We start from the raw sequence: 25,073 nt of genomic DNA on the forward strand, positions 1-25,073 counted from the left end.
CGTTTCGCGTGGAGAATTCCGCCGGTATTCAGGCTAGCCTACCAGGCCGCTATGCGTCCGCGCTGTTCGATCTCGCATCGGAAAGCGGCACCGTGACCGCCGTCGAATCCGATCTCGAGAAGATCGAGGCGGCGCTCGCCGAATCGCCCGAACTTCGCTCGCTGACCACCAACCCGCAGATCAGTCGCGCGGCTTCCGAGAAGGCATTGTGGGGCGTATCTGACCTGCTCGGCATTTCCGAGCTTACGCAGAACTTCCTCGGCGTGCTGGCGAAGAACCGTCGCCTCATGCAACTGCCGGGCATCATTCGCTCGTTCAAGACGATCGCTGCCGCACAGCGCGGCGAAGTGACCGCCGAAGTCACGAGCGCCCACGCCCTTTCCGACAGTCAGCTCGAAGCGCTGAAAACGAAGCTGACGCAGCGTGAGGGCCGTACGGTCAAACTTACCACGAATGTCGATCCGGACCTGCTTGGCGGCCTCGTCGTGCGCGTAGGCTCCAAACGGATCGACGGTTCGATCCGCACCCGTCTCAACTCTCTCGCCACGGCGATGAAAAGCGCCTGAGCGCGCTGACGAAAGGCAACCCAAATGGAAATTCGCGCAGCAGAAATCTCGAAGGTCATCAAGGACCAGATCGCCAATTTCGGTACCGAAGCCGAAGTCAGCGAAGTCGGCACCGTCCTGAGCGTCGGTGACGGTATCGCCCGTATCCACGGCCTCGACAACGTGCAGGCCGGCGAGATGATCGAATTCTCGAACGGCGTTCAGGGCATGGCGCTGAACCTCGAAGCTGACAATGTCGGTGCGGTTATCTTCGGCTCCGACCAGGACATCGGCGAAGGCGACACCGTCAAGCGGACAAACACCATCGTCGACGTACCGGTCGGCAAGGGCCTGCTCGGCCGCGTGGTCGACGCACTCGGCAACCCGATCGACGGCAAGGGCCCGATCGTATCCGAACAGCGCAGCCGCGTCGAAGTGAAGGCTCCCGGCATCATCCCGCGGCAGTCGGTCGACGAGCCGGTGCAATCGGGCCTCAAGGCCATCGACGCGCTCGTTCCCGTGGGCCGTGGCCAGCGCGAACTGATCATCGGCGACCGTCAGACCGGCAAATCCGCCGTCGCTCTCGACACCTTTATCAACCAGCGCGATGCGCATCAGGGCACTGACGAGAAGCAGAAGCTCTATTGCATCTACGTCGCCGTCGGTCAGAAGCGCTCCACCGTCGCTCAGATCGTGAAGAGCCTTGAGGAAAACGGCGCGATGGAATACTCCATCGTCGTTGCCGCGACCGCGTCCGAGCCTGCTCCGCTGCAGTATCTCGCGCCCTATACGGGCTGTGCGATGGGCGAATTCTTCCGCGACAATGGAATGCACGCCGTCATCGTCTATGATGACTTGTCGAAGCAGGCCGTTGCCTATCGCCAGATGTCGCTTCTGCTGCGTCGTCCGCCGGGCCGCGAAGCCTATCCCGGTGACGTCTTCTATCTGCACAGCCGCCTCCTTGAACGCGCCGCGAAAATGTCGGACGCCAATGGCGGCGGTTCGCTCACCGCGCTGCCGATCATCGAGACGCAGGCAGGCGACGTGTCGGCCTATATTCCGACGAACGTCATCTCGATCACCGATGGACAGATCTTCCTCGAGACCGACCTGTTCTACCAGGGTATTCGCCCGGCGATTAACGTCGGTCTCTCGGTCAGCCGTGTCGGCGGTGCTGCCCAGACCAAGGCGATGAAGAAGGTTTCGGGCTCGATGAAGCTCGACCTTGCGCAATATCGCGAGATGGCTGCGTTCGCCCAGTTCGGCAGCGACCTCGACGCATCGACGCAGCGCCTCCTCAACCGTGGTGCGCGCCTGACCGAGTTGCTCAAGCAGCCGCAGTTCTCGCCGATGCCTTTCGAAGAGCAGACGGTGTCGATCTTTGCCGGTACGAACGGCTATCTCGACAACATCCCGACCGATCGCGTCAACGAGTACGAAGCCGCCATGCTGAGCTTCATGCGCAACGAGCATAGCGACGTCCTGTCGGACATCCGTTCGAGCGGCAAGTTCGAGGACGACGTGAAGGACCGCACGGTCAAGGCTCTCGACGCCTTCGCCAAGCAGTTCGCCTGAAGCTGACGAGATCGAGGAGCCGCAATGGCTAGCCTGAAAGAACTCAAGGACCGGATCGGGTCGGTGAAGTCGACCCAGAAGATCACCAAGGCGAAGCAGATGGTCGCTGCGGCGAAGCTGCGCCGCGCGCAGGCGGCCGCCGAGGCCGCGCGTCCCTATTCCGAACGTCTGACCGACGTCATGGCCTCGCTCGCTTCCAAGGTATCCGGTGACAGCGCGCCGAAGCTGCTTGCGGGAACCGGCAGCGACAAGCGTCACATGCTGGTCGTCGTCAACACCGACAAGGGTCTGTGCGGCGGTCTCAATGCGAACATCGTTCGTGCCGCCAGTGCGAAAGCCCGCGAGTTGCAGGCTGCGGGCAAGGACGTGTCCTTCTACCTCGTCGGCAAGAAGGGCCGCGCGCCGATCAAGCGTAACTTCGAAGGTCAGGTCGACCAGCAGTTCGATACCTCGCAGGTTCGCAACCCTGGTTTCGAGGAAGCGGAGGCGATTGCGGACGAACTGATCACCCTGTTCGAAGAGAACAAGTTCGACGTCGCGCATCTGGTCTATCCTATCTTCAAGTCGGCGCTGGTTCAGGAGCCGACCGTTCAGCAGCTTATCCCCGTACCCCCGCCCGCCGAGACAGGCGCAGCGAGCGGTGCGATGGTCGAATATGAACCGGGCGAGGAAGAAATTCTCGAGGAATTGCTGCCGCGTTACGTCAAGACGCAGATCTTCGGCGCGCTGCTCGAGATCGCCGCGTCCGAACAGGGCGCCTCGATGACCGCGATGGACAATGCGACGCGCAATGCCGGCGACCTCATCAACAAGCTGACCATTCAGTACAACCGCAGCCGTCAGGCCGCGATTACCACCGAACTCATCGAGATCATTGCAGGAGCCGAAGCGCTGTGAAGAAGTTTTTTGTCATCGCGGCTTGCGCTGCCCTCGTCGCCTGCGGCGAAGCAGCGGAAGAAGCACCCGAACAGGTGCCCGCCGATGTTGCCACCGAAGAAGAGACTTTCGAAGTCGAGCCGGAGCGCCCTGCTCCCGACCAGGCGGTATTCACCGAAGTCTTCGCCGCCACCTGCCCCGATGCGGAACCGGTCAGCAACGCCGTTTGCCGCCGTGCGCTCGGACAGGATAACGTCTCCTGCGAATTCGGCCTCGGCGAAGATCAGTATCTGCGCCACGAAGCCATGCTGACGCCCGACGGCGAAGGCTGGGCGCTCGACAACGCGCCGGCGATCTGCGCCGAGCACGGTTCGCACCACGTAGACCAGTAAGCCTGTAGGAAAACCATCATGGCCACCGCACCCGCTGCAACCACCATCACTCCCAACCAGACGACCAACGGAACGATTTCCCAGGTCATCGGCGCCGTCGTCGACGTGCAGTTCGAAGGCGAACTGCCCGCGATCCTGACTGCGCTCGAAACGAAGAACGGCGACAATACGCTCGTTCTCGAGGTCGCCCAGCACCTCGGCGAGAACACCGTTCGCACCATCGCGATGGACGGCACGGACGGCCTCACGCGCGGACAGACGGTCGTCAATACCGGCAAGCAGATTTCCGTTCCGGTCGGACCCAAGACGCTCGGCCGGATCATGAACGTCGTCGGCGCTCCGATCGACGAGCGCGGCCCCATCGGCGCGCAGCAGACCGCGCCGATCCACGCCGAAGCCCCGCTCTTTGTCGACCAGTCGACCGAAGCCGACATTCTCGTCACGGGCATCAAGGTGATCGACCTCCTCGCGCCTTACGCGAAGGGCGGCAAGATCGGCCTCTTCGGCGGGGCCGGCGTCGGCAAGACCGTTCTCATTCAGGAACTCATCAACAACATCGCCAAGGGTCACGGCGGCGTGTCCGTCTTCGCCGGCGTCGGCGAGCGGACGCGTGAGGGCAACGACCTTTATCACGAGTTCCTCGATGCAGGCGTCATCGCGAAGAACGATGCGGGCGAAGCCATATCCGAAGGATCGAAGGTTGCGCTCGTCTTCGGACAGATGAACGAACCGCCGGGCGCACGTGCGCGCGTCGCGCTGTCCGGTCTGACCATGGCCGAGTACTTCCGTGACGAAGAAGGCCAGGACGTGCTCTTCTTCGTCGACAACATTTTCCGCTTCACGCAGGCCGGTTCCGAAGTGTCCGCGCTGCTCGGTCGTATTCCTTCGGCCGTGGGGTACCAGCCGACCCTGTCCACCGACATGGGCAATCTGCAGGAGCGGATTACCTCGACCAACAAGGGTTCGATTACCTCGGTTCAGGCAATCTACGTTCCTGCCGACGACTTGACCGACCCGGCCCCTGCAACTTCGTTCGCTCACTTGGACGCAACGACGACGCTGAGCCGCGCCATTTCCGAACTCGGCATTTACCCGGCGGTCGACCCGCTCGATTCGACCTCGCGTGTTCTCGAACCGCGCGTTGTCGGTCAGGAGCATTACGAGACCGCGCGTAAGGTTCAGGAAACGCTGCAGAAGTACAAGAGCCTGCAGGACATCATTGCCATTCTCGGCATGGACGAGCTCTCGGAAGAGGACAAGTTGACCGTCGCCCGCGCGCGTAAGATCCAGCGCTTCCTGTCGCAGCCGTTCCACGTCGCCGAAGTCTTCACCAACATTCCGGGCGTTTTCGTCCAGCTCGAAGACACGATCGCCAGCTTCAAGGCGGTGGTCGATGGCGAATACGACCATCTGCCCGAAGCCGCCTTCTACATGGTGGGCGGTATCGACCAGGCGGTCGAGAAGGCCAAGAAGATGGCTGACGAGGCCTGATAGTGGTTCAAGGACGTCATTTTTTGCCAGCGTTGCTGCTTGCCCTACCCGGTGCGGCGGCAACCGCGATGGCACAGGATGACGTCGCCATAAAGACCGTAGCCACTCCTGCCGGAGCTTCGACTACTGAGCCGGGCGATGCGCTTGAGGCGGCCATAGTGCTTGGATGTCTGCCGGCCCTGACGGGTATGATCGACCTTTCGAGCCAGCAAAGCGCCGACGCCTCGCTTCTCGAAAGCGGGTTCGAAGCGGTAACGGAGCCCGATCCGCTGCTATCGATGATGGCACCGCAAGGCTCGCCCGCGCTCTTCTATACCCGCGCGCTCGGCAAGGGTCGTCTCGGCATGGCTTTAGCGCAGGATCGCCCGTTCTGCACATTGGCCGTCAGCGAGCTTGACAATGCGGACGAAGCCACAAATGCAGTGCTCGGCCATTTCGATCACGACGAGACACCCTTTGCCCTTACGGGAACACGGGAACTAGCAAACGGCTTCATGAAATCGACCGATTTCGATTGGCAAGTAAGCGAGCGCCAAACGATCGGCGCGCGAGTCATGGAACCGGTCCGGGCAATGCCTGCAGGCAAGGATTTCGTCCTCATAACAATGTTCGTCTCGACGGCAGACGACAACTAGCAAGAAGTAAGCAGGAAACGATGGCCCTACATTTCGAACTCGTCACGCCCGCAAAGCAGGTCCGTTCCGAAGACGTGCACATGGTCGTCGTTCCCGGCGCCGAGGGCGAATTCGGCGTCCTCGAAGGACATGCGCCCTTCATGTCCACGATACGCGACGGCGTCTTGCAGGTTTACAAGAGCGAAGGCGGAACGCCCGACGAAATCACCATCGAAGGCGGTTTTGCAGAGGTCGGCGACAATGGTCTGACCGTGCTGGCGGAAAAGGTCGACGAAGGCGCTTAACAGGGCGAAGGAAGAGACTGACGGCAATTCTACGGTCCCGGCCATGGTCGGCGTGCTAAAACCGCAATCCGCCTTACTCATCTGCGGCTGCGCGATGGCAGCAGCGTGCCGTGCACAGGCCGATACGCTTCCGGAAGCCGTCGACCGTACTCACATCGAGGCTGCGGTTTCGCTCGCACGAGCAGATGCTGGCGAGCAGCGGCTTGGAGACGTTCGCTCGTATAACGTGTTCCTCACTTCGACCGACGGAATGGCCGATACGCTTGAGGATTTCGTCATCGTCCTGCCGCAGCGCGAACCGAACAGCTATCGCGCCGCCTTCTACATGGCGGAAACTGACGATGACTTTCGGCGGGTCGGCAAGGTCGTTTCGTTCGCCGGCACGCGGGTCCCGCGGTTAGGGAATGTGGGCGCGGACGGTGCTTGCCTGCTCGCCCCGAAGCGCGATGGGTCTGCGCAGCACTACGCCTGCGTTATCGACGGCAAATTGACCGAAGGCGAAATGGGGGCTGAGTAACAGTCAGCTTAGCCTGAACGCTCGGCCTGCGCGCCGATCACATGATGCGAAGCCAGCGGAAGATCGCCTCGAACGGCTTCATCTTCACTTCCGCCGGATCGACTTCCTCCGCGCTCGCTTCGAAATCGAGTTCCTTGCCATAGACGTTGCCCGGCCTGGCATAGCGGCAAACGAGCACGTCCTCCGCCGCACCGCGGCTCAGCGCGCAGCCGATCTCGAGGGTCTCGTCCCAGACGATCTGCGTATAGTGGCTGACGTCGGAGACATCGCCGGTCGTGCTGCTATGGGGGAAGGTGCCCGGCTTGAAGTACTTCTTTTCCTTCAACCACAGGCCGACCATCGCCTCGGGCTGGTAATAGCCCCGCGTTCCCGCCCACAAATTTTCGCCATGGAGCGGCTGACCCGGTTCGTCGGGCGAATGTTCGAAGCGCCCCGTTGCCGCCAGATGGCTCGACCATTTCTCGGCCGCCCGCGCGAGGCGCGGGTTCCAGACCAGCGGATCGAGGCCAAGCTCGGCCCGTTCGCGATTATGGCTCGAAAGGACGCGTTCGTCGAAATTCGTATGGATACCCTGCGCACTCAGAAGGATCGGTGCGGACAGGAGCAGCGCAGCGGCGGATGCCAGCTTGCGGATCGAGGCAGCTTTCCCGGTCTTTCGTTCGGAGGCGCGGAACCTTTGCATGGCACCGCTTATGCGCTCGGAAAGTTAGAAAATCGTAAACCGGATGGTCAGACCTGTCCGTCGGGAACCGGCGCGTCCCCTGCATCGTCGACGATCTGCACCACGTCTCCGCTATCCGCGACCTCGAACAGCTTCTCGGCAAATCCCACCGGCACGCCGACGCAGCCATGGGTCGCGCGTCCCCATTCGACCTTGCTGCCATGCAGAGCGACGCCGTCATCGGTCAGCCATAGCGAGTACGGCATCGGAGCGTTGTTATAGGTGCGCGAGCGGTAATCCTCGCTTTTGCGCTTGATCGGAAAGCGCCCGGTCGGTGTTTCGTTGCCGTCCGCACCGTAGAGGATCACGGCAGTCCCGATTTCGTGACCTCCGCGAAAGGCGGAGACGAGCTGCCGCTTGAGATCGACGCGAACCTCGACCCGGCCTTCCGGGATGTCGCTATCCTGCCACTCGAACTGGCCGTGCCGCATGGTGCGGTCGATCTTCAGGACGGAGCGCGTCTTTTCCGGCAGCAGGCCGAGCCGGGCAGCCTCTTCGGATTCGGCGAGCGACAGATAGTCGCGCGTATCGGTGTCGATCTCGTTGCTCGTCCAGTCGCTCGCTGCGTCGGACTGTGCGTCCTGCCATGCGACTTCTTCGACCGGCGCGGAACCGGTCGGTTCGTCGCATGCGCCGAGGCCGAGAAGGCCGATACTGGCGAGCGTCGCTGGAATCAGGCGGCGCAGGAAAGTCCGCATGATGTGTTCGTGCTGCCCGTTGCTTCGCCGCTTGTGCTCGCGCGCGGCCGGCGGCGCATCATGCCGCCTACGGCAGCCATGCCGAGCAGCAGCATGGCCCAGGTCGAGGGTTCCGGCACGGCCGGCGGTACGACTGGAGGAATGACGGGAGGTACGGGGGGATTGACGATCGGCGGAACGCCAGGACCGCCGGGGCCGCCCGGACCCGGAGGCGAAATCACGCCGCCGCCGCCACCGCCGCCCGGAATGATCGGAATGGGTGCGCCACCCAGACCGGGACCACCGACCGGCGGGAATGCGCCGGAAGGAGCAGCCTGCGCCAGCACGTCTTCGGGCGGCAGGACGATTGCCGGGTCGAGACCCTGATCTTCGGGGACGAAGCGCGACGGTCCGACCGGTTCCTCGAACACCTTGCCGAGAGCACGCTGCGTCGGGCGCGGCACACGGCGCAGGGCCGGAATGGCTCCGCCCTTCGTCTTCATCAGGCGAGCCTCCGTCCGTTCGCCGGGCGAGCGTCCGATAAGGGCATTGATGGTGTCCGTCACCCGCTCGACGAAGGACCGATCGGCCTGTGCCGCATCGTCCGCCAATGGCGAAGTCGAAGAGAACGGATTGTTATTATATAGGGTTAACGCGCCGGCCAGAAGAACGATCGCAGCGATCGCGCCGACCGCCCATTTCCTGTTCCGTATAGAGGCCCACACGTTTTCCATGAGGGGCTCAATAGCAACATTACCGCGCAAGAGATAGGTTTCCCGCCGGTTAACTTGCGATTATCCCAAAATAGAACAGTTGCGACTAACGGTCGTTAAATCAAATGGTTAACGGATCTTGCTGAATTGGAGCAGGCCGCGCCTATTTTCTTCGGCGTGTCGGAGCATGAAAATCGGGCGGTTTGCCGCTTATCCAGTCGACGAACTTGGCCAGTTCCGGGTTGGCGAGCAAATAGGACCGGTCAGTGCCATGACGCGCCAGTTCGGCATTAGTGAAGAGCGTGTGGATCGTCTTGTGACAGATCGGATGGACGGGCACGGTCTCGCGCCCCTTCTTCGATTTGGGGACGGTATGGTGCCATTGCAGCCGCGTTCCGATGAGCCGTTCGCACAGCCAGCACGCAAGGGCCTCCGCGCTATCGCTCACTCTTTCGCGTCCGCCGCCTTCTTCTTTTTCTTCATCGTGTCGTGGAAGCGATCGGCCCAGCCCGGCTTGACGAGCTGTTCCCCGCGCACCAGCCGCAATTCGCCGTCGCCCACGTCGCGGCTGACCGCGCTGCCCGCCCCGACAATGGCGTCCGCCCCAATTTTCACGGGAGCGATGAGCGACGAGTTGGAGCCGATGAAGGCGCGCTCTCCGATCACCGTCTTGTACTTGAAATAGCCGTCATAGTTGCAGGTGATCGTGCCTGCGCCGATATTCGCGCCCGCACCCACCTCCGCATCGCCGAGATAGGTAAGGTGGCCGGCCTTGGCCCCCTCGCCCAGCACGGCCTTCTTCATTTCGACGAAATTGCCGATCTTGGCGCCCTTTTTCAGCACGGCACCGGGGCGCAGGCGCGCATAGGGGCCGACTTCGCAGCCTTCGCCGACCTGCGCGCCTTCGAGATGGCTGAATGCCTTGATGCGAACCTCGTCACCAACGCTGACGCCGGGACCGAAAACGACATTGGGCTCGATAACGACGTCCTTCCCGAGTTCGGTGTCGTAGCTGAAGAAGACCGTTTCCGGCGCTTTCAAAGTCACGCCGTTCGCCATTGCATCCTCGCGCGCACTTTCCTGAAAGACGCGCTCCGCCTCCGCCAGTTCGGCGCGGCTGTTGATGCCTTGCACCTCGGCCTCGTCGGTTTCCACGAGCGCGCTGGTCCGCCCGTCCTTCAGCGCGGTCATCACGATGTCAGGCAGGTAGTATTCGCCTGCCGCATTGTCGTTTCCGATACGCCGGAGCAAATCGAACAGATCGCGTGCGCGGGCCGCAAGCATCCCCGAGTTGCAGAGGTCGATCTGCCGTTCCGCGGCGTTGGCGTCCTTGTATTCGACCATTTTGCCGATGGTGCGCCGGTCCTCGCTCACGATACGCCCGTAAGCGCCCGGATCGGCAGCCCTGAAGCCCAGCACCGTGCAGGGCGGCGCGTCCGACTCATGCAGGCGCTCGATCATGCGGCGGAGCGTCGCAGGGCGCACGAAGGGCACGTCGCCGTAGAGAACGACGACATCGCCCTCGAAATCGGCCAGCTCATCTTCGGCCTGCTGCACCGCGTGACCCGTGCCGAGTTGCGGCTCCTGCAGGACGATCCGCGCGCGGCTGCCGAGGGCTGCTTCGATCTGCTCCGAACCGTGACCCGCGACGACGATCGTGCGCGTCGGCGCCAGTTCCTCCAGCGAGGCCAGCAGATGTTCGAGCATGGAACGCCCGCCGATCGGATGCAGCACCTTGTGCAGGTTCGACTTCATGCGCGTTCCCTTGCCCGCGGCAAGGATGATGGCGGCGATTTCGCGAGAGGGCGTGTTCATGCAGTGGCCCTTGCCACCAATCGCTTGCAGTTTGAAGGAACATCCGTCAGCAGGCCTCGGGATATGGCCGATTTACCTTTCGATTGCGTCGGGTTCGATCTCGACGGCACGTTGCTCGACACCCATCGCGACCTCGGCGAGGCGGTCAATCATGCCTTGCGCTCGGGCGGTTTCGAGCCGGTTCCCGTCGACAGCGCGGCAGATCTCATCGGCGGCGGCGCGAAGGTGATGCTCCAACGCGCCCTCGACGACCAGGGCGGCGTCCCCAAGGACGAGTTCCGCCCGCTCTATAAAACGATGCTGGCATATTACGGCGAGAATTGCGCCGTTCATACCGCCCCCTACCCCGGAGCGATCGAAGTGCTCGACGAACTGGCGGAGCGCGGCGTCACCCTTTCGGTCGTCACGAACAAGTTCGAAGGTTTCGCCAACGACATTCTCGGGCAGATCGGACTTGCCGACCGCTTCGCTTGCATCATCGGCGGCGACAGCCTCGGCAAGGACGCGGACGGGAACTACCGCGCAAAGCCGCTTGCCGACCCGCTCCTCATGGCACGCGAGAAGTCTGGCGGCGGCAGCTTCGCCTTCATCGGCGATTCGAGCTACGACATCGGGGCCGCGCGCAATGCGAAGGTTCCCGTCGTCGCCGCCGCTTACGGCTATTGCGATCGCCCGGCGGAGGAACTCGGCGCAGATGCGGTCATAGCCAGTTTCGGCGAACTGATCCCCGCGCTCGAAGCCATCGCGCGAACCTGATTCGAAGGTTTCGCCGGACGATGCGAAACGCACCCGTCCCCGCCACTCGCCCGCTGCCCCTACGGCATCGCCTTGCCGGGCGGGCGCAGTTGCGCAGCAGGACGGAACCTGCCACCTGCGGATCGCATTGAACCTGACGTAACCCCACTCATCAGTCACATCTACCGGGAGAAGAACCCATGACCATTTCCTTCAAGGACCGCGTTGCCATCGTTACCGGAGCCGGCGGCGGGCTGGGCCGCGAATATGCGCTCGAACTCGCACGGCGCGGCGCAAAGGTCGTGGTCAACGATCTCGGCGGATCGCGCGACGGGACCGGCACCTCCGATGCCGCGGCCGAAGTCGTCGAGGAAATCGAGAAGGCGGGCGGCGAAGCGATGGCGAACGGCTCGTCCGTCACCGAATACGACCAGATGGAAAAGATGGTCGCCGACGCGAAGCAGAAATGGGGCGGCGTCCATATCTTGATCAACAATGCCGGCGTCCTGCGCGACAAGAGCTTTGCCAAGATGACGCCCGACGATTTCGAATTCGTCGTGCGCGTCCACCTCCTGGGTTCGGCCTATGCGACGAAGGCGTGCTGGGACCTCTTCCGCGAACAGACCTATGGACGCATCCTGATGACCGCGTCGTCCACCGGCCTGTTCGGCAATTTCGGTCAGGCGAATTACGGCGCGGCCAAGCTGGGCCTTGCCGGCCTGACGAAGACGCTTCACCTCGAAGGCGCAAAGTACAACATCAAGTGCAACACGCTGGCGCCGGTCGCGGGAACGCGCATGACCGAGGACATCTTCCCGGAACAGGCATTCGAACTGTTCAGCCCTGAAAACGTCGCACCTGCCGCGCTCTATCTTGTGAGCGAGGATGCTCCCTCCAACGCCATCGTCGGCGCGGGCGCCGGTGGCTTCCACTCCGCCTGGGTCGTTATGAACGATGCCGTCTGGCTGCCCGAGGACGAACGCACGGTAGAGGGCTTCGCCGAGAACTGGGAAAAGATTTCCGCCCAATCGAACCTCGTCGCGCCGCAATCGGGCGCCGAGCAGTCGGGCGCAATCCTCAAGGCCATGCAGAAGGTCACGGGCGACGGACCGGCAAGCGCGCGCGGCTGATCGGCGGACCTCGACGGTAGGAACTAATCGTCGCACCGTATTGACAGGGTAATACACTCCGGCTTATCTCGTCCCGAACGGGGGGAGAAAGTTCGGCGATGTATAGCAACGAAGAGATCAATTCGGCGGTGGCTTCCGGGGCTTTGAGCGCGGAGGCTGCCGCCTCTTTGCGTGCCCACGTGGCAGAGCTTCGTTCGATGCCAGTCGCGAATGAAGAGCAGTTCCGGCTCGTCACCAGTTTCAACGACATCTTCGTCGCTATCGGCGTCGTCATCATGCTGGTCGCCGCCGGTGCGATCGGGCAGGCGATCGTCGGTGCCTTCATCCCCGCCCCGCCCTTTCCGAACGAAACCTTGAGCGAGGAAGCTCTAGAGGCTGCCTGGTGGGTCTATATGGAACAAGCAAGCTACCGTTCCGCATGGCAATGGGCGCTCGGCAGCGCTCTCGTCGCCGCGACGGCGTGGGGTTTGGCCGAGTTCTTCACGGCCAAGCGGCGCATGGCCCTGCCCTCGATCATCCTGCTTCTCGCATTCGTCGGCGCGATCTTCGCCGCGATCTTCAACCTCGGCGAAGGACTGCTTCGCGATGTGCCGGAATGGGTCGGAGCAATCTTCATTTCCTTCGCCGGCCTTATCGCGGCGCTCGGCGCGTGGCTGCACTGGCGCCGGTTCATGGTGCCGATCACCATCGCGGCGGGCACGGCGGCGCTCGCCGTCACCGTCATCGGTCTGATCGCTGCAGGCCTCTACAATACGGGTTTCGAAGACATCGAGAACGTGATGCTCGGGCTGACCTTCGTCGCGGGAATAGGCGTCTTCCTGTTCGCCATGCGCTGGGACACGAGCGACCTTCAGCGCACGACGCGGCGCAGCGACGTTGCCTTTTGGCTCCACTTGCTCGCCGCGCCGATGATCGCGCATCCCGTCTTCTATTCGCTCGGCGTGATGGATGGCGGCGATGCGGTCGGCATCGGCCAGGCTCTTGCCGTGGTTGCGATCTACGTCCTGTTCGGCCTGGTCGCGCTCGCAATCGATAGGCGCGCCCTGCTCGTATCCGCTCTCGCTTACGTGCTGGTGGCGCTCGGCCTTCTGTTCGACCGCTTCGGCGCCGTAGAGCTCAGCTTTGCGCTGACCGCGCTGGTGATCGGCTCTGCGCTGCTCAGCCTGTCGGCCTTCTGGACCCCGATCCGCAGCGCGCTCGTAAGCAACTTGCCGCCTCGCGTGCAGGCGCGCCTGCCGGAGTCCGCTCTCGAGGGGTCCGCCCTAACCGCCTGAAACTTCGGGAAAGCACGTTAAACGTCGATGAGCGCCTAGCCGTCGACCGATTTGACGAGGCGGCGTTCGACCGGGGCGAGGACGCCGCTCAATTCGTGACCGCGCTTCAGAATCTGCCCGTGTTCGCCGAACAGGGCCCACATGCCTTGCTTGTTGCGCAGCGCGGGCCGCTTCTCGATGCGCGCCTGCGGGCGTTCGGCGGCCCGCCGGAACGCAGCGAACATGGCGGCATCCTTCGTAAAATCCATCGCGTAGTCGCGCCATTCCCCGGCGGCCACCATGCGTCCATAGAGGTCGAGGATGCGCTGCAATTCCTGCCGGTCGAAGCCGACCTGTCCGTCTTTCGCATGACCGAAGGCGGGAAATGGCAGGATGTTGGGTTCGTTCTTCATCGCTTTGGCTGGCCGTCCGTCAGTTCGGCTGCTCCTCGCCGGGGCGGGCATGTGCCTGCTCGGTTACCGGCGGCTCCCTCATGGCGCGCAATTCCGCCAGTTCCGCGCGCAGCAACGCAAGTTCGCGTTCCATCCGCTCGATGCAGTCGGTCCGCACCTCGCCATTGTCGTCGCATGGCGTGGCATAGGGGGTGAATTCGGCGAACCATTCGCGCATGGGCACGGTCGTCGGGCGAGCCTTCAAACCGACCATCGTCGTCCCGTCGGGCACGTCTTCCAAGACGACGGCATTCGCGCCGATCCGGGCGCGCTTGCCGACGATGATCGGGCCGATGACCTGTGCGCCCGAACCGACGATCACTTCGTCAGACAGCGTCGGGTGGCGCTTGCCGCCTACCCCGCTGGTCGGGTTCGTCCCGCCCATCGTGACGTTCTGGTAGATGGTCACGTTGTCGCCGATCTCGCAGGTTTCCCCGATGACGGTGAAACCGTGGTCGATGAAGAAGTTTCGCCCGATCCGCGCGCCGGGATGGATGTCGATCGCCGTCAGAAAGCGGGAGAAATGGTTGACCGCGCGCGCCAGGAAATAGAGCCGCGCCTCGAACAGCCAGTGCGAGACACGGTGGAAGCCGACCGCCCAGACGCCCGGATACAGCATGACCTCCCAGCGCGAGCGCGGCGCCGGGTCGCGGGCCATGATGGAATCGAGATAGGCAGTCAGCTTTGCGAACATGATCCTCGATCGCTTAATCTTTTTACACGCTTACAGCAAATAGGGTTCGCTCGGCCCCTCGACCGCTTCGAGCGCGTCGCGGCACAGAGCGCGCGAGGGCGGCGTCTTGCGCTCGAGGCTGAGACGGTCGATCTCCGCAACGATCCGCTCTGCCGCCGCAAAGCTGCGGGTCATGCGCGCCATCAGATAGGCAGTGGACGCTTCGCCCAGAACCAGCCCTCGCCGTTCCGCGTGACTTTCCATGAGGTCCGCCATCATCGCATCGTCGGGCGGGCCGATCTCGCATTGCAGCGCCGCGCCCAGCCGGGACCGCAGATCGGGGAGCGCGATGTTCCACCCGCGCTCGCCGAACAGTCCGTCCTGCGATGCCGAACCCTCCGACAGATCGACTGTCAGGAGAAGGAGTTGACCGTTTTGCTGGGCGCGGTTCCAGGCATGGAAGATTATCGCATCAGGCTTCGTCGCGGCATCGTCGATCACTTCTGCCGTCGGCGAGGATGCGGCGAACCAGCGGGCGAGCAGGCTCTTGCCCGAACGGGGCGGCCCGGCGAGGATGCAGGTTCCGAACGGCCAGCTTTCGGGTCGGCGGAGGGCTTCGACAGCCGCGCGATTGGCTTCTCCGGTGACGATGCGCTGGGGTTCGCCGGGGTCGCCTTCGCTCAATGGCAAGGCGATCTGTTCGGGTCGGGCGATCATCGCTCGCCCGCTCCTAGCGCGAAATGAGGAGCGCGTTGCTGCCCTGCTGCACGGTGAAGCCGCGGGCCGACAGGGCCGCCGCGAGTTCGCCGAGCGAACCGGCGTACTGGACGCTCATCACAGAGGTTCCGCCGAGCGCCGTGCTGCTGACGCTGGCGCCGCGCACACCCGGTGCGCCGCGCACGCCGCTCAGTGCCGCATCGAAGCTCTGCGCGTCGGGCGTCGCGAACTGGACGGTATAGGTCGCGATGCTCGCCGACGGCGTGTCGGGCTGGTCGGCAGGGGTCTGCGCGTCCGGCGTCGCGGCGGGCGGGGGCGCTGCCTGCGTACGGTCGTAATTTTCGAGCTGTCGGCCAAGTTCGATCAGCTGCTGGAGCGCGGGATCGACTTCCCCGCCTTCGAGGTCGAGCGTCGCATCCGGGCGCAACCGGCCCGAGGTCAGCGCGCGCTGATAGATGCGATCGAGCTGGCGCACCGCATTGCGCAGCATGTCGGGCAGTTCCTCGTCCGAAGCGGCGGTCATGGTGAACCCGTCGAGATAGCGGCTGTCCGGTCCGAAGCGCGCGACGAAGCGCCCGGTTATCGGCCCGCCGGGATAGGTGTATTCGAGACGGGCGACCGGAATGAGCACGTCCGCCGCGTTGAACTGGTCGAGGATGGTGCGCCACCAGTAACGGCTGCGCCGCTCGGTCTGTCCCGCGGTCAGCAGCAGCGACTGTCCGCCCGCGCCCGAGGGACGCACGTAGTTGATGCGGCTGCCGCCCGGCTGGAACTCCGCCCAGGCGCGCTGCCACGCATTGCGCTGTTCGTAGATGATGGCCGTTCCGCCGCTGACCGTGACAGGCAGAAGCAGCATCGGCGCGGAGCGGGACACCTGCCCTCCGCGACCCAGCAGGCTGCCTGCGCGCTGGCGGTCGAAGATGACGCCCAGCGTCGCGATGTAGCGGCGCGGGCCGATCTGTTCCTTCTCGATGACGATCGAGGAGACGAGCGATTGGAGCTGCGAATCGGAGATGGCGGGACCGCCTGCGCGTTCCCAGGCAATGCGCTGCGCCTCGCGCCACCCTTCCTGCTGGGCATCGCGGGCGCTCTCGCCGGTGACGTCGACCTCGACCCCCTCGATGACGATGTCGGTGCTCGCCGCGACCGGCGCGATCCCGCGCTCCCCCTCGACCTGGGCAAGAACGATGGCGGCGCATACGAGGCAAAGCAGCACCGCGAGCGCGGCGATGAGCGGGCGACGATCGGCCGGAAGGGGCAGGCGGGATAGCATCATGGGGAAAACGAGACGCCTTTTGCCCAAAGAGCGATGGATTTCCAAGCGCGAATGCGTAAGGCAGGGCAAATGAGCGAAAAATCTGCGTCCTATACCTATGAAGAAGCGGGCGTTTCCATCGCTGCGGGCAATGCCCTCGTCAAGGCGATCGGGCCGCTGGTCAAGGCGACCGCGCGCCCCGGTGCGGATAGCGAGATCGGGGGTTTCGGCGGTTTCTTCGATCCGAAGGCGGCGGGCTATGCCGACCCGCTGCTCGTCGCGGCGAATGACGGCGTCGGCACCAAGGTCAAGCTTGCCATAGAGCACAACCGCCACGACACGATCGGGCAGGATCTCGTCGCGATGTGCGTCAACGACCTCATCGTGCAAGGCGCCGAACCGCTGTTCTTCCTCGACTATTTCGCCACCGGCAAGCTGGAGACGGGTATCGCGGAACGGGTCGTCGGCAGCATTGCAGAGGCATGCAGGATGGCAGGCTGCGCGCTGATCGGCGGAGAGACCGCGGAAATGCCGGGAATGTATGCGGCAGGCGATTACGACCTTGCAGGCTTCTGCGTCGGCGCGGTCGAGCGCGGCGAGCAACTGACCGGAGAGCGCGTCGCCCCCGGCCATGTCCTGATCGGGCTGGCGAGCAGCGGCGTCCATTCGAACGGCTATTCGCTGGTCAGGCGCTTGGCCGCAGACAAGGATTGGAAGCTCGACCGCCCCGCCCTGTTCGATCAGGAGGTGCTGCTGATTGATGCTCTTGTCGCCCCGACGCGGATCTATGTGGAAAGCCTGTTGCCGCTCATTCGGGAGCAGCGGATCGACGCGCTCGCTCACATCACCGGCGGCGGCCTTCTCGAAAACATCCCGCGCATCCTGCCCGAAGGCTGTCACGCAATCGTCGATGCCGATAGCTGGCGGCAAAGCGGCCTCATGGCGTTCCTCCAGGCGCAGGGCAATATCGAGCCGGAGGAAATGGCGCGAACCTTCAATTGCGGCATCGGCATTGTGCTGGCCGTCGATCCCATAAAAGCCGACAGCCTGCTCGACGCGCTTCGCAAGGCGGGAGAGACGCCGCATCGCATCGGCGAGATCGTCGCGGGCGAAAAGGGCTGCACGGTCAGGGGTTCGCAAGGAACCTGGAGCGCGCGGTCGGACTGGGAAGCGCGCCACCTTGGCTGACCTGACGGCGACGAAGGCGCGGGTCGCGGTGTTCATTTCCGGCACCGGCACCAATATGGCGGCGTTGCTCTATGCCAGCAGGCTTCCGACGAGCAATTACGAGATCGTGCTTGTCGCCAGCAATCGCGAAGACGCCAAGGGCCTGACACTCGCCCGCGCCGAAGGCATTGCGACATTCGCTCAGTCGCACCGGGGCATGGAGCGGGATGCGCATGATGCGGCGATGGAACAGGCGGCGCAGGCGGCGGGTGCGGATTATATCGCGCTTGCGGGTTACATGCGCATCCTCGGCACAGCTTTCGTCGAACGCTGGAGCGAGCGGATGCTCAATATCCATCCCTCCCTTCTGCCGCGCTACAAGGGTCTCGACACGCATGGCCGTGCCATTGCGGCGGGCGACATGCATGGCGGGGTCAGCGTCCACCTCGTCACCGCCGATCTCGACGGCGGCGAGGTGCTCGCGCAGATGCCGGTGGCGATCGAGGAAGGCGACACGCCGGAAACCCTCGAGGCGCGCGTGCGTTTTGCCGAGCATCAAGTCTATCCCTTCGCCCTTTCCCGCCATATCGACCGGCACCGCACTTCCTGACATGGGCAATAAACCCGTCAGGCGGCATCTGCTCGACCGTTCGCCGCGCGTCGACCGATTGAATGCGCTGATCGCGAAGGGGTTCGAGCGCGGCTGGCTGTTCGTTCCCGACCTGTCGCCCGAGGCGATCTGGAAAGCCGGCGCCAAGGGACATGATCCGGCGGACGAACATTCGGGTCGCCTGCCGGAAGACGTCGCCGATTTCCGCCTCCGCCTCGACCGGCTGTGCGAGGCCTTGTCCAGCGAAGCGGCACTCAATCCGCTCGGACAGGTCTTCGCATGGGGCCAGCTGACCCGCATCGTCGCGCAGCGTCACCGACTGGGGGCTTATTGGCGCAAGCACCCGGAAGTCCTCGAAACGCAGCTTGCTCCGCCGATTGTCGTCGTCGGCCAGATGCGCGCCGGGACGACGCGGATACACCGCCTGCTGGCCGCCGATCCGGCCCATTGCGCGACGCGCTTCTGCGACAGCTGGAACCCTGCCCCGCAATCGCCCGACCTGCGGCCCATGAAAAGTGCCGCCGCCCTCGCCTTCGCGCATTGGCTCAATCCATGGCTGGAGACGATCCATCCCTTCGGAGCCAGCCGCGCGGACGAGGAACTGGGCTGGCTTGCCGCCGCCCTCGATCATTGCGCCGCCGAAGCGCAATGGCGCATTCCCTCCTTCACGGCGTTTTCGGAAAATCGCGACCCCCTGCCCGTCTATCGCGAATTTGCGCGTATCCTGCGTACCGACGCGGCCCATTGTGGCAATGCGGGCAGGCCGCGAGTCATGAAGACCCCGCAATTCGCCGAGGATCTGCCAAGCCTCTTCGCGGTGCTGCCCGAAGCGCGCATCGTCGTTGCTCGCCGCTCCAGCGAGGACGTTCTGGAAAGCGCGGTATCGCTGGTGGCGAACCAGATGGCCATGCAGACCGATGCCGCCGAAGAAGCGGCCTTACGCGCCGAATGGCAACGCAAGATCGCTCTTCGCGAGGAAAGGGCCGATGCGGCGCTGCGGACCTTCAGCGGTCGGGTGGCGGAGGTCGATTTCGCGGCGCTGGGCGAAGACTGGCAAAGCGCGATTGCGGATGTCTACGACGCACTTGGACTGACGCTCGACGACGCGGCGCGGCAGGCGATGGCGCGGGAAATGCTCAAGGGTAAGAACGGGGCGCATCGTCGCCACCGCTCGCAATGGCGGCAGTTTGCGCGCGCTGCGCGGCCTACGTTTGGACCGGCGGGCGGAAATGGTCTCGGGGCGCAAGGGAACGCGCGATAGGGGCGGCCTTGCCGTCGGCAAAACTCTGCCAGAAGACGAGGCGCTGATGCTCGACACGGGTGCGCCACAGGCTGTCATGGAGAAGATCGGGATCGTCGGCTTCAACCGAGCCCCGGATCAGAACGGCACCTCTGAACTCCGCGATTTCCGTCGGTATGAGGCGAAAACGCGGCTCGATCTCGAAGAACCGGCGCATGACCTTTGCAAGGACGTTCACGCCGCTGATCGCATCGCCTTGGCTGTCGACGAAACAGGCATGGGGCGCAACGAAGGCGAGCATACCTTCGACGTCATGCGCATTCATCGCGGTAATGTAGCGCTCGATGGCCCGCTTCGAGGTTTGAAAGAACATGGACATCGCGGAAAGCCATGTACCGCAGAACGAGAAAGGGCGCGAACGAAAAGCGAACCGTCCGCGCCCCATCTTCACAAAGATTATTTTGGTCCTCAGCCGACGATTTCGTCCTCGTCGAAGAAATAGGCGATCTCGGTCGCCGCATTTTCTTCGCTGTCGCTGCCGTGGACGGAGTTCGCCTCGATGCTTTCCGCATATTCCTTGCGGATCGTTCCGGCATCGGCGTTCTCGGGATTGGTCGCGCCCATTACGTCGCGGTTGCGCTTCACCGCATCCTCGCCCTCGAGCACCTGGACGACGACCGGACCGCTGACCATGAAGTCGACGAGGTCGTTGAAGAAGGGGCGCTCCTTGTGGACAGCGTAGAACCCCTCTGCCTGCTCTCGCGACATCTGGATGCGCTTGGATGCGACGACGCGAAGGCCGGCTTCTTCCAGCATCTTGGTGACGGCGCCGGTCAGGTTGCGGCGCGTTGCATCGGGCTTGATGATCGAGAATGTGCGGGTGACCGCCATGAGAAAATCCTTGAGATTGTGGTGGGAAAATGATCGCGATTGTCGTGACGAAGCGCCCCTAGCTTTTCGGCGCGCGTGAAACAAGGTTTGCCAACGCTTGCCCCCGCCTTGGTGCAGCTAGACCCCTTCTAGGTATCCTTATGCGCCCTCCGCCCAACTGCCGTTTTCCCGCTGCTTGAAGATGTGTAATTCACGGTTTTCTGCGGCTTTCAGGGTCTTCCAAAGGTTGCGCGCATCGTTAGTGGCCGCTTCGTCGAACAGGAGGAGGCAACGCTCGAAACGGCTGGCCTCCTCGCTCCAGATGCCGTCCGCGACGAGCACGATGGACGCGCCGTTGGGAGCCTCGAACCCGCCGGAAACGAGGATCGGCTGGCGCGCATCATGCGGCCCTCCCGCCTCGCCATTGGCAAGGAATTCGCCCGGAACCTCCCACAAGGCACGCGAAATTTCCTGTCTCTTTTCAGCATTTTGCGCGACGATGAGGAGGCGCGATCCGGTCTGGACGACCTTGCGCGCTAGCATCGCCGCCACCGCCTCCACCGGGTCGCGCGAAAGCTGATAGAAATCAATCCGCATCAGTTGGCGCTCTCAGTCTCGGCATTAGCGCCGGCAGGCAAACCCTTGTTCCGGCGGCATTTTTCCGAGCAATAGCGCACGTCGCCCCAATCCCTCGCCCATTTCTTCCGCCAGGCGAATTGGAGCCCACATGTGGCGCAGATCTTGGTCGGCAGATCGCCCTTGCGACGCATCTTCGCCATGACCCTGCGCCCCCTTCCTGTGCGGACCTCGCTTATTTCTCTGCGAAATCAGCGATATACTGGTCCATCAGTCGCACGCCGAAGCCCGTTGCGCCCTTGTCCCAGGTGGCGCCGGGCTTCTCGTCCCACACCATTCCGGCGATGTCGCAATGCGCCCAGGGCGTGCCGTCCTCGATGAAGCGCGCCAGGAACTGCGCCGCCGTGATCGATCCGGCATCGCGCGGCCCGACGTTCTTCATGTCGGCGATCGGCGAGTTGATGAGCTTGTCGTAAGCGGGACCGATGGGCAGGCGCCACATCTCGTCGCCGCTTCTCTTGCCCGCCGCGAGAATATCGGTGGCAAGTTCGTCATTATTCGCGAACAGGCCGCCATGCTCGCGCCCGAGCGAGATGATGATGGCGCCGGTCAGCGTCGCGAAATCGACGATGAGGCGCGGATTGAACTTCTTCTGCGTCCAGTGCAGCGCGTCGCACAGGACGAGCCTTCCCTCGGCATCGGTATTGAGGACTTCGATCGTCTGACCCGACATGGACGTCACCACGTCGCCCGGCCGCTGCGCGTTGCCGTCGGGCATGTTCTCGACGAGACCGACCACGCCGACCACGTTCGCCTTCGCCTTGCGCTTCGTCAGGGCGAGCATCGCGCCCGCAACCGCGCCTGCACCGCCCATATCCCACTTCATGTCGCCCATGCCGGGACCGGGCTTCAGCGAAATGCCCCCGGTGTCGAAGGTCACGCCCTTGCCGACGAAAGCGACCGGCTGCTCGCCTTCTTCGCCGCCGTTCCAGCGGATGGCGAGGATGTAGCTGTCGCGCTCAGACCCCTGGCCAACGCCGAGCAGTGCGCCCATGCCGAGCTCTTCCATCTGCGCCTCATCCAGCACTACCAGCTCTGCGCCCGTTCCCGCGAACCTTTCCTTGCAGCGAGCGACGAAACTTTCCGGATAGATGATGTTCGCCGGTTCGGTGACCAGTTCACGGGTGAATTCGACGCCTTCCGCGACGGCTTCGCTGCGCTGCCATGCGTCCTCGATGCCCTCAGGTGCGCCGACGACATGGACCGTTTCCAGCGTGACGCGTTGATCGTCCTTCAGCTTCGTGCGGTAATTGTCGAGGTGCCAGGCGCGCAGCCGGATGCCCATGACGACCGCTGCCGCCTCTTCGGCGGAAAGGTTCGAACCGGATACGTCGAGCGCCATTTCCTTCTCGCCGGAGCGCAGGAACTTCGCCGTCAGCGCAGCCCCCGCCTTTTCCAGATTGGCGATGCGTTTTTCGCTTTCCGGCTCGCCAACTCCTGCAAGCGCAAGGCGGCGCGTCTTGCCGCCGCGTTCGACGAAACTTTCGAAAACCCGTCCGACCTGCCCCTTAAAGCGCGCGGCGTCCGCCCCGTCCCGGATTGTCGCCTCCATTCCATCAGGCAGCTTGCCTTGATCGACAACTTGCGCAAGAAGCCGCGCTTCCGTGGGAAGGTCTTGGGTAAAGTGAATCTGCATGAAAACTCCTGGGAGGTGGGTCGTCGCGTGGACCCGGTCATGCAGGCCCGCACTTCGATGGAACTGACGGCGTTAGACAGGGCAGTTAAGATGCACGCGTTCGATAAGCAAGCATCGGCGCGGCTCGGTGCAGGCTTCGCCGCTTCAACCGCGATCCTCTCCGTCTTGCTGTCCGCACCCGCCGCCGCGCAAAGTGGACCTGCGCCCGGCATTCCGACCGCGGAAGAACAGGTCGACATTCCCCCGCCCGTACCCGACGAGCCTCTTGCACCAGTCGATCCGGAATTCTTCGAACCGGAACCCGCGCCCGCCACGGATCCCGATGAACCGACCGGGGAAGCGAGCCGCGCAATCGACTTCGAGGCCGATGCTCTCGAATACGATCAGTCGAGCGACACCATCACGGCGAGCGGCAACGTCATCTTGCGCAGTGAGGATCAGTCGCTGCGCGCCGACAGCGTCCGCTGGAACCGCCAGACCGGCGATATCGTCGCAGACGGCAACGTGCGGCTGGTCGACGAGTTAGGCAACCAGCTCTATTCCGATTCGCTGCTGCTCGACGACGAGTTCGAGGCAGGTGCCATGGACAATCTTCTGCTCGCCCTTGCGCAGGGCGGCAGGCTGGCAGCGGCCGAGGGACGCCGCGGCGAAGACGGCGCGATCATCCTCGAACGCGCAGCGTACAGCGCCTGTGCCGTGATCGACGCGGAAGGCTGCGAGAAGAGCCCGAGCTGGCGAATTACCGCCGAACGCGTCGTCTACGACACGGTAAACGACACGGTGAAGTTCAGGGGCGCTTATCTCGAACTGTTCGGGGCGCGCGTCCTGCCCCTTCCCGGCCTAGCGATCCGCACCGATGGCGAAGCCGCCTCCGGCTTCCTCGCGCCGAACCTGCGCGTATCGCAAGTGAACGGCTTGGAGGTGAACGGCAGCTATTACTGGCGCCTTGCCGATAATCGTGACCTGACCTTGGGTGCCTATGCCTTTACCGAGGCACCGCCGATGGTTTCGGGCCAGTGGCGGCATCTGCTCGACAAGGGCGCGTACCAGATCACCGGTTACCTGACGAGCAGCCGGCGGATCGGCGGCATCAACGGCTTCAATCAGGAACCGACCAGCGAACGCGATATTCGCGGCTACATCTTTGCGAACGGGCAGTACCAGTTTTCCCCGGAATGGAGCCTTTCCGCATCGATCCGCCGCGCGAGCGACCGTACGTTTCTGCGCCGCTACGACATCACGCGCGAGGACCGGCTGCGCTCGACCTTCGAACTCGCCCGCGTCGACGATACGTCTTATTTCGCACTGACCGGCTGGGAAACGCAGACGCTGCGACTGAATGCGCCGCAGGGCGAGGTGCCGGTGGCACTGCCGATCATCGACTATCGCAAGCGGCTGGCCGACCCGATTGCAGGCGGGACGGTGCAGTTGCAGGCCAACACCCTCGCCATTTCGCGCGAAGTGGGACAGGATACGCAGCGCGCCTTCGCGAAGGCGCAATGGGACCGGCGCAGCATTACCGCGGGCGGTCAGGTTCTCACCCTCTCTGTTCTCGGTCGGGCGGACGTTTATCATACCGACGACGTTTCCCTGACCGAGACGGTGCAGTTTCGCGGGAACGAAGGGTGGGAAGCCCGAGCTTTCGGTCTCGGCGCGGTCGATCTCGAATGGCCGCTCGTCGGTCGCGCATTCGGCGGGACGCAGGTGCTGACCCCCCGTGTGCAGGTAGTCGCCAGCACGCCGATCCGCAATCTCGCCTTCCCCAACGAGGATGCCCGCGCCTTCGACCTCGAAGATTCGAACCTCTTCGCCTTGAACCGCTTTCCCGGATACGACCGGATCGAGGAGAGCATTCGCGTGACCTACGGGCTCGACTGGGAATTGCGGCGGCCGGGGTGGGAAATCCTCGCCACGATCGGACAGTCGATCAGGGCGGACGAGGAACCGGGCTTTCTCGTCGACGGGACGGGCATTTACGACCGCGTCTCGGACATCGTCGGGCGTACCCGCGTGCGTTATCGCGACTTCCTCAGCTTCACCCACCGTTATCGCATCGACAAGGACGACTTCGCGCTGCGGCGCAACGAGATCGACGCGACGATCGGGTCGCGCCGGACCTATGCCGAGGTCGGTTATCTACGGCTCGACCGCGACATCGACGTTACCGTGGAAGATCTCGACGATCGCGAAGAGCTGCGCTTTGCGGGCCGGGTCGCATTTGCCGATTACTGGTCGGTATTCGCGGCAGGGATCGTCAATCTCACCGATGCGGAAGAAGACCCGACCCTGACCTCCGACGGGTTCGACCCGATCCGCACGCGCCTTGGCATAGCCTATGAGGACGATTGTCTCGAGATCGGCCTTACCTGGCGGCGCGACTTCATCACTGCGGGCGATGCCGTGAGCGGCAATACGTTCCAGTTGAACTTTTCGCTCAAGAATCTCGGTTTCCGGTGAA

29 protein-coding genes are annotated in these 25,073 nt (G+C 63.6%); 15 read left to right on the forward strand and 14 right to left on the reverse strand.

Annotation, left to right across the window (positions count from 1 at the left end; all coding sequences use genetic code 11):
- Positions 1 to 8 precede the first annotated feature (8 nt).
- From GRI38_RS06700 to GRI38_RS06735, 8 genes are read left to right on the forward strand one after another with little or no spacing between them, the layout of a single operon-like run.
- Positions 9 to 566, forward strand: a complete 558-nt coding sequence (locus GRI38_RS06700) for a F0F1 ATP synthase subunit delta (protein ID WP_160682091.1) — start codon at positions 9 to 11, stop codon at positions 564 to 566.
- Positions 567 to 590: 24 nt separating this feature from the next.
- Entirely contained in the window at positions 591 to 2,120 is a 1,530-nt protein-coding gene (atpA, locus tag GRI38_RS06705; protein WP_160682092.1) for a F0F1 ATP synthase subunit alpha, read from the forward strand.
- 24 nt (positions 2,121 to 2,144) lie between these two features.
- Positions 2,145 to 3,017, forward strand: a complete 873-nt coding sequence (locus tag GRI38_RS06710; protein ID WP_160682093.1) for a F0F1 ATP synthase subunit gamma — start codon at positions 2,145 to 2,147, stop codon at positions 3,015 to 3,017.
- A complete protein-coding gene (locus GRI38_RS06715; protein WP_160682094.1) occupies positions 3,014 to 3,388 on the forward strand; it encodes a hypothetical protein in 375 nt (124 codons plus the stop codon). Before GRI38_RS06710 ends, GRI38_RS06715 begins: the two co-directional genes overlap by 4 nt.
- Before the next feature lie 18 nt (positions 3,389 to 3,406).
- On the forward strand, positions 3,407 to 4,879 hold the full coding sequence (gene atpD / locus GRI38_RS06720) for a F0F1 ATP synthase subunit beta (RefSeq protein ID WP_160682095.1): 1,473 nt from the start codon (positions 3,407 to 3,409) through the stop codon (positions 4,877 to 4,879).
- Between the two features lie 23 nt (positions 4,880 to 4,902).
- A complete protein-coding gene (locus GRI38_RS06725; protein WP_160682096.1) occupies positions 4,903 to 5,514 on the forward strand; it encodes a hypothetical protein in 612 nt (203 codons plus the stop codon).
- 20 nt (positions 5,515 to 5,534) lie between these two features.
- Positions 5,535 to 5,798 carry an ATP synthase F1 subunit epsilon gene (locus GRI38_RS06730; RefSeq protein WP_160682097.1) on the forward strand — a complete coding sequence of 88 codons (264 nt, stop codon included), beginning with the start codon at positions 5,535 to 5,537 and terminating at the stop codon, positions 5,796 to 5,798.
- Positions 5,799 to 5,841: 43 nt separating this feature from the next.
- On the forward strand, positions 5,842 to 6,315 hold the full coding sequence (locus GRI38_RS06735) for a hypothetical protein (protein WP_160682098.1): 474 nt from the start codon (positions 5,842 to 5,844) through the stop codon (positions 6,313 to 6,315).
- Positions 6,316 to 6,352: 37 nt separating this feature from the next.
- Here the strand turns inward: GRI38_RS06735 and GRI38_RS06740 are convergent, their stop codons facing one another.
- From GRI38_RS06740 to glmU, 5 genes are all read right to left on the reverse strand, one after another.
- Complete coding sequence (locus tag GRI38_RS06740; protein WP_160682099.1) at positions 6,353 to 6,997, reverse strand: CAP domain-containing protein; 645 nt, start codon at positions 6,995 to 6,997, stop codon at positions 6,353 to 6,355.
- Positions 6,998 to 7,044: 47 nt separating this feature from the next.
- Positions 7,045 to 7,734, reverse strand: coding sequence for a L,D-transpeptidase family protein (locus tag GRI38_RS14060; protein WP_237487370.1), 690 nt, complete (start codon positions 7,732 to 7,734; stop codon positions 7,045 to 7,047).
- Positions 7,710 to 8,447 (reverse strand): PEPxxWA-CTERM sorting domain-containing protein, encoded by a 738-nt coding sequence (locus tag GRI38_RS06750; RefSeq protein ID WP_237487371.1) that lies wholly within the window; start codon positions 8,445 to 8,447, stop codon positions 7,710 to 7,712. Before GRI38_RS06750 ends, GRI38_RS14060 begins: the two co-directional genes overlap by 25 nt.
- A gap of 142 nt (positions 8,448 to 8,589) precedes the next feature.
- Entirely contained in the window at positions 8,590 to 8,874 is a 285-nt protein-coding gene (locus GRI38_RS06755) for an HNH endonuclease (RefSeq protein ID WP_160682101.1), read from the reverse strand.
- The gene (gene glmU / locus GRI38_RS06760) at positions 8,871 to 10,241 is read right to left on the reverse strand and encodes a bifunctional UDP-N-acetylglucosamine diphosphorylase/glucosamine-1-phosphate N-acetyltransferase GlmU (protein WP_160682102.1); all 1,371 of its coding nucleotides are present in this window, start codon (positions 10,239 to 10,241) and stop codon (positions 8,871 to 8,873) included. Before glmU ends, GRI38_RS06755 begins: the two co-directional genes overlap by 4 nt.
- Positions 10,242 to 10,304: 63 nt before the next feature.
- Between glmU and GRI38_RS06765 the strand changes: the two genes are divergently transcribed.
- The 3 genes from GRI38_RS06765 to GRI38_RS06775 all read left to right on the forward strand — a co-directional run bounded on the left by GRI38_RS06765 (position 10,305) and on the right by GRI38_RS06775 (position 13,380).
- Positions 10,305 to 10,997 carry an HAD hydrolase-like protein gene (locus tag GRI38_RS06765; protein WP_160682103.1) on the forward strand — a complete coding sequence of 231 codons (693 nt, stop codon included), beginning with the start codon at positions 10,305 to 10,307 and terminating at the stop codon, positions 10,995 to 10,997.
- A 179-nt stretch (positions 10,998 to 11,176) separates the two neighbouring features.
- Entirely contained in the window at positions 11,177 to 12,106 is a 930-nt protein-coding gene (locus tag GRI38_RS06770; RefSeq protein ID WP_160682104.1) for an SDR family NAD(P)-dependent oxidoreductase, read from the forward strand.
- 98 nt (positions 12,107 to 12,204) lie between these two features.
- Positions 12,205 to 13,380 (forward strand): hypothetical protein, encoded by a 1,176-nt coding sequence (locus GRI38_RS06775; protein ID WP_160682105.1) that lies wholly within the window; start codon positions 12,205 to 12,207, stop codon positions 13,378 to 13,380.
- Between the two features lie 35 nt (positions 13,381 to 13,415).
- On the opposite strand, the gene GRI38_RS06780 is transcribed toward GRI38_RS06775, so the two are convergent.
- From GRI38_RS06780 to GRI38_RS06795, 4 genes are read right to left on the reverse strand one after another with little or no spacing between them, the layout of a single operon-like run.
- Complete coding sequence (locus tag GRI38_RS06780) at positions 13,416 to 13,772, reverse strand: DUF2794 domain-containing protein (protein WP_160682106.1); 357 nt, start codon at positions 13,770 to 13,772, stop codon at positions 13,416 to 13,418.
- Between the two features lie 19 nt (positions 13,773 to 13,791).
- On the reverse strand, positions 13,792 to 14,505 hold the full coding sequence (gene epsC, locus GRI38_RS06785; RefSeq protein WP_160682107.1) for a serine O-acetyltransferase EpsC: 714 nt from the start codon (positions 14,503 to 14,505) through the stop codon (positions 13,792 to 13,794).
- Between the two features lie 30 nt (positions 14,506 to 14,535).
- Complete coding sequence (locus GRI38_RS06790) at positions 14,536 to 15,201, reverse strand: P-loop NTPase family protein (RefSeq protein WP_160682108.1); 666 nt, start codon at positions 15,199 to 15,201, stop codon at positions 14,536 to 14,538.
- A gap of 13 nt (positions 15,202 to 15,214) precedes the next feature.
- Positions 15,215 to 16,477 carry a heavy-metal-associated domain-containing protein gene (locus tag GRI38_RS06795; protein ID WP_202389843.1) on the reverse strand — a complete coding sequence of 421 codons (1,263 nt, stop codon included), beginning with the start codon at positions 16,475 to 16,477 and terminating at the stop codon, positions 15,215 to 15,217.
- 69 nt (positions 16,478 to 16,546) lie between these two features.
- On the opposite strand from GRI38_RS06795, the gene purM reads away from it, so the two are divergent.
- Genes purM through GRI38_RS06810 form a run of 3 tightly spaced genes read left to right on the forward strand, consistent with a single transcriptional unit; the run spans position 16,547 to position 19,494 of the window.
- Complete coding sequence (gene purM / locus GRI38_RS06800; RefSeq protein WP_160682110.1) at positions 16,547 to 17,644, forward strand: phosphoribosylformylglycinamidine cyclo-ligase; 1,098 nt, start codon at positions 16,547 to 16,549, stop codon at positions 17,642 to 17,644.
- Positions 17,637 to 18,233 carry a phosphoribosylglycinamide formyltransferase gene (gene purN, locus GRI38_RS06805; RefSeq protein WP_337191246.1) on the forward strand — a complete coding sequence of 199 codons (597 nt, stop codon included), beginning with the start codon at positions 17,637 to 17,639 and terminating at the stop codon, positions 18,231 to 18,233. The genes purM and purN overlap by 8 nt, the downstream gene beginning before the upstream one ends.
- Position 18,234: 1 nt before the next feature.
- Positions 18,235 to 19,494, forward strand: coding sequence for a sulfotransferase family protein (locus tag GRI38_RS06810; protein ID WP_160682111.1), 1,260 nt, complete (start codon positions 18,235 to 18,237; stop codon positions 19,492 to 19,494).
- Here the strand turns inward: GRI38_RS06810 and GRI38_RS06815 are convergent.
- The 5 genes from GRI38_RS06815 to GRI38_RS06835 form a co-directional block, all read right to left on the reverse strand.
- Complete coding sequence (locus GRI38_RS06815) at positions 19,439 to 19,852, reverse strand: nuclear transport factor 2 family protein (RefSeq protein WP_160682112.1); 414 nt, start codon at positions 19,850 to 19,852, stop codon at positions 19,439 to 19,441. The two genes, GRI38_RS06810 and GRI38_RS06815, sit on opposite strands and share 56 nt — an antisense overlap.
- Before the next feature lie 89 nt (positions 19,853 to 19,941).
- Positions 19,942 to 20,364, reverse strand: a complete 423-nt coding sequence (gene ndk, locus GRI38_RS06820) for a nucleoside-diphosphate kinase (RefSeq protein WP_160682113.1) — start codon at positions 20,362 to 20,364, stop codon at positions 19,942 to 19,944.
- A gap of 138 nt (positions 20,365 to 20,502) precedes the next feature.
- Positions 20,503 to 20,940, reverse strand: a complete 438-nt coding sequence (locus GRI38_RS06825) for a DNA polymerase III subunit chi (RefSeq protein ID WP_237487372.1) — start codon at positions 20,938 to 20,940, stop codon at positions 20,503 to 20,505.
- Positions 20,940 to 21,122, reverse strand: a complete 183-nt coding sequence (locus GRI38_RS06830; protein WP_160682114.1) for a DUF2256 domain-containing protein — start codon at positions 21,120 to 21,122, stop codon at positions 20,940 to 20,942. Before GRI38_RS06830 ends, GRI38_RS06825 begins: the two co-directional genes overlap by 1 nt.
- 32 nt (positions 21,123 to 21,154) lie before the next feature.
- Positions 21,155 to 22,615: a leucyl aminopeptidase gene (locus tag GRI38_RS06835; RefSeq protein ID WP_160682115.1), complete on the reverse strand. Its 1,461-nt coding sequence runs from the start codon at positions 22,613 to 22,615 to the stop codon at positions 21,155 to 21,157.
- 90 nt (positions 22,616 to 22,705) lie between these two features.
- Here GRI38_RS06835 and lptD point away from each other — a divergent pair, with 90 nt between their 5' ends.
- Entirely contained in the window at positions 22,706 to 25,072 is a 2,367-nt protein-coding gene (gene lptD / locus GRI38_RS06840; RefSeq protein WP_160682116.1) for an LPS assembly protein LptD, read from the forward strand.
- Position 25,073: the final 1 nt, after the last annotated feature.

This window comes from Parapontixanthobacter aurantiacus (assembly GCF_009827635.1).
Lineage (GTDB): Bacteria > Pseudomonadota > Alphaproteobacteria > Sphingomonadales > Sphingomonadaceae > Parapontixanthobacter > Parapontixanthobacter aurantiacus.

Bases quoted from the DNA above. Each gene is read 5' to 3' on its own strand.
- atpA (WP_160682092.1), top strand. From the start codon at position 591: ATGGAAATTCGCGCAGCAGAAATCTCGAAGGTCATCAAGGACCAGATC.
- GRI38_RS06710 (WP_160682093.1), top strand. From the start codon at position 2,145: ATGGCTAGCCTGAAAGAACTCAAGGACCGGATCGGGTCGGTGAAGTCG.
- atpD (WP_160682095.1), top strand. From the start codon at position 3,407: ATGGCCACCGCACCCGCTGCAACCACCATCACTCCCAACCAGACGACC.
- GRI38_RS06730 (WP_160682097.1), top strand. From the start codon at position 5,535: ATGGCCCTACATTTCGAACTCGTCACGCCCGCAAAGCAGGTCCGTTCC.
- GRI38_RS06735 (WP_160682098.1), top strand. From the start codon at position 5,842: ATGGTCGGCGTGCTAAAACCGCAATCCGCCTTACTCATCTGCGGCTGC.
- GRI38_RS06740 (WP_160682099.1), bottom strand. From the start codon at position 6,997: ATGCAAAGGTTCCGCGCCTCCGAACGAAAGACCGGGAAAGCTGCCTCG.
- GRI38_RS14060 (WP_237487370.1), bottom strand. From the start codon at position 7,734: ATGCGGACTTTCCTGCGCCGCCTGATTCCAGCGACGCTCGCCAGTATC.
- GRI38_RS06750 (WP_237487371.1), bottom strand. From the start codon at position 8,447: ATGGAAAACGTGTGGGCCTCTATACGGAACAGGAAATGGGCGGTCGGC.
- glmU (WP_160682102.1), bottom strand. From the start codon at position 10,241: ATGAACACGCCCTCTCGCGAAATCGCCGCCATCATCCTTGCCGCGGGC.
- GRI38_RS06765 (WP_160682103.1), top strand. From the start codon at position 10,305: ATGGCCGATTTACCTTTCGATTGCGTCGGGTTCGATCTCGACGGCACG.
- GRI38_RS06770 (WP_160682104.1), top strand. From the start codon at position 11,177: ATGACCATTTCCTTCAAGGACCGCGTTGCCATCGTTACCGGAGCCGGC.
- GRI38_RS06775 (WP_160682105.1), top strand. From the start codon at position 12,205: ATGTATAGCAACGAAGAGATCAATTCGGCGGTGGCTTCCGGGGCTTTG.
- GRI38_RS06780 (WP_160682106.1), bottom strand. From the start codon at position 13,772: ATGAAGAACGAACCCAACATCCTGCCATTTCCCGCCTTCGGTCATGCG.
- epsC (WP_160682107.1), bottom strand. From the start codon at position 14,505: ATGTTCGCAAAGCTGACTGCCTATCTCGATTCCATCATGGCCCGCGAC.
- GRI38_RS06790 (WP_160682108.1), bottom strand. From the start codon at position 15,201: ATGATCGCCCGACCCGAACAGATCGCCTTGCCATTGAGCGAAGGCGAC.
- GRI38_RS06795 (WP_202389843.1), bottom strand. From the start codon at position 16,477: ATGATGCTATCCCGCCTGCCCCTTCCGGCCGATCGTCGCCCGCTCATC.
- purM (WP_160682110.1), top strand. From the start codon at position 16,547: ATGAGCGAAAAATCTGCGTCCTATACCTATGAAGAAGCGGGCGTTTCC.
- GRI38_RS06810 (WP_160682111.1), top strand. From the start codon at position 18,235: ATGGGCAATAAACCCGTCAGGCGGCATCTGCTCGACCGTTCGCCGCGC.
- GRI38_RS06815 (WP_160682112.1), bottom strand. From the start codon at position 19,852: ATGTCCATGTTCTTTCAAACCTCGAAGCGGGCCATCGAGCGCTACATT.
- ndk (WP_160682113.1), bottom strand. From the start codon at position 20,364: ATGGCGGTCACCCGCACATTCTCGATCATCAAGCCCGATGCAACGCGC.
- GRI38_RS06825 (WP_237487372.1), bottom strand. From the start codon at position 20,940: ATGCGGATTGATTTCTATCAGCTTTCGCGCGACCCGGTGGAGGCGGTG.
- GRI38_RS06830 (WP_160682114.1), bottom strand. From the start codon at position 21,122: ATGGCGAAGATGCGTCGCAAGGGCGATCTGCCGACCAAGATCTGCGCC.
- GRI38_RS06835 (WP_160682115.1), bottom strand. From the start codon at position 22,615: ATGCAGATTCACTTTACCCAAGACCTTCCCACGGAAGCGCGGCTTCTT.
- lptD (WP_160682116.1), top strand. From the start codon at position 22,706: ATGCACGCGTTCGATAAGCAAGCATCGGCGCGGCTCGGTGCAGGCTTC.